The organism is Ignavibacteria bacterium (assembly GCA_016873845.1).
In the GTDB taxonomy this organism is placed as follows: Bacteria; Bacteroidota; Ignavibacteria; order Ch128b; family Ch128b; genus JAHJVF01.
In genome coordinates this window covers 1-1,833 of sequence record VGVX01000152.1, presented here as the reverse complement: position 1 = coordinate 1,833, position 1,833 = coordinate 1, and the positions used below count along the sequence as shown (strand labels likewise).

The 1,833-nt window shown below is 33.8% G+C and carries 2 protein-coding genes; both read right to left on the bottom strand.

Translation table 11 applies throughout. The features are described 5' to 3' along the window. The coding region (locus FJ213_13455; protein ID MBM4177159.1) for a DNA mismatch repair protein MutS at positions 1–993 on the bottom strand (993 nt) is incomplete at its 3' end. 415 nt (positions 994–1,408) lie between these two features. Further along, positions 1,409–1,603, bottom strand: a complete 195-nt coding sequence (locus FJ213_13450) for a hypothetical protein (protein ID MBM4177158.1) — start codon at positions 1,601–1,603, stop codon at positions 1,409–1,411. Positions 1,604–1,833: the final 230 nt, after the last annotated feature.

The window sequence follows — 1,833 nt, the reverse complement described above, 5'->3', positions numbered from 1 at the left end:
ATTCCGAAGTTTTTCGTTTTTATAAAATTCTTCAACTGATTCAAGCCGACTTTTTATTGGTTCGATTCTTTTTAAAGGAAGTGTCATCCATCGTTTGAGAAGTCTTCCTCCCATTGCAGTTTTTGTTTTATCGAGAATTGAAATTAAAGTCCCGCTGCGAGAGCCGTCCAACATTGACGAAATGATTTCAAGATTTCTTTTTGTCGATGGATCAAGCGCCATGTAATCTGTTGAATTGTATAGAGAGATTTTTCGAATGTGATTGAGATTTGATTTTTGAGTCTCCTGCAAGTAATGGAATACAACTCCTGCAGCGATGATTGCATTCGATTGACTGTCCAATCCAAATCCTTTGAGCGAAGTTGTTTTGAAGTGCATAGTCAAAATTTCAAAACAATATTCGTATGAATATATCCAGTCATCGACTTTTGTTGTTGTAAATTTAAAAGGAATTTGACGAAGAAGAGATTCAAGTTTTGATTGTTCACGTTTTGATAAAAGAATTTCTGATGGAGAGATTGATTCAATTGTCTCCTTTAATTGCTTTTCGTGAACTTCGGTGGTATAAAATTCTCCCGTTGAAATATCTGCAAAAGAAACTCCAGCAATATCATCTTTCAAATAAATGGCTGCGAGATAATTATTAGACTTATGATCAAGCAGCTTTTCAGAGAATGCAACTCCTGGAGTAACAACCTCTATCACGTCGCGCTTAACAATTCCTTTTGCAAATTTCGGGTCTTCTAATTGTTCACAAATTGCCACTCTATAACCTGCGCGAACGAGTTTGGGCAGATACGAATCGAGTGCATGATGCGGAAATCCTGCTAACGGGACTTCGGAAGATGCGCCGTGTGCTCTTTTTGTTAATGTTATTCCTAAAACTTTTGCTGCTTTAACCGCGTCATCTTCAAATGTTTCAAAAAAATCTCCCATTCGGAAAAGCAGAATGGAATCGGGATGTTTTGCTTTTATCTTCTGATACTGCTTCATTAAGGGCGTTGACATACTGAAAAGTTAGCAAGAATAGAATTGAATTAAAAGAGTATTGTGTCTTAAAATTTTAACAAAAGGATTTTTAGAAAATTATTAGTGTGAAAAATTCAAAATACGTTATTCAAAATTCTCGAATTGTCCATTAACCTTAGCAACATTTCAGCAAAGAATATCAAAGAAACTAACGATAAGCTTCTTTACGATGTTTGATTCTATATATCAAGACTTGCTTGTTTTTATCATCTATATAAAAGAGAGTTCAGTAATTTCCTATTCGGATTCTGTATCCTTCATTTACATCTAGTTTTGAATTCCAATAGGTCGCGGTTCAAGTGAAAGCTTTTCAATTTTCTTTGAAATGATTAAAACTTCTCTGAAAGGAAAAGTATCAAGATCTTTCTGAGCGGAGGGTTTAATTATTACTTTGTAATTCACACTTTTTTAAGTATTCCTCCATTGTAAGATCTTTCCCTTTTACCAATTTAGCCCTTTTTAAGTCAGCAATATCTTCAAGTAATTCAACCGCTTCGTTAAATACAGGATTATCTTTTAACTTTTCCCAGTCTTTGCGTTTTATTCTGACCTCAGTTTTTGTCTTAGTAATCATAAATAGTTCCTTAAAACCTTGCAAAACTTATAAAAGTAATTCTATAAAGGCAAGAATGAAACAACACGATTTAGTTAGGGATCGAAAAAAGGGAATGGAGTAATATATAAGTGTCATATCTCATGCATAAAATATTACTCATTATCTTCCGGTTCAGATTCATCGATGATGTATAACTTTGAACAAATATCTCCCTTGAACTTACCAGTTTCTTTGCAATTATGGAAGTT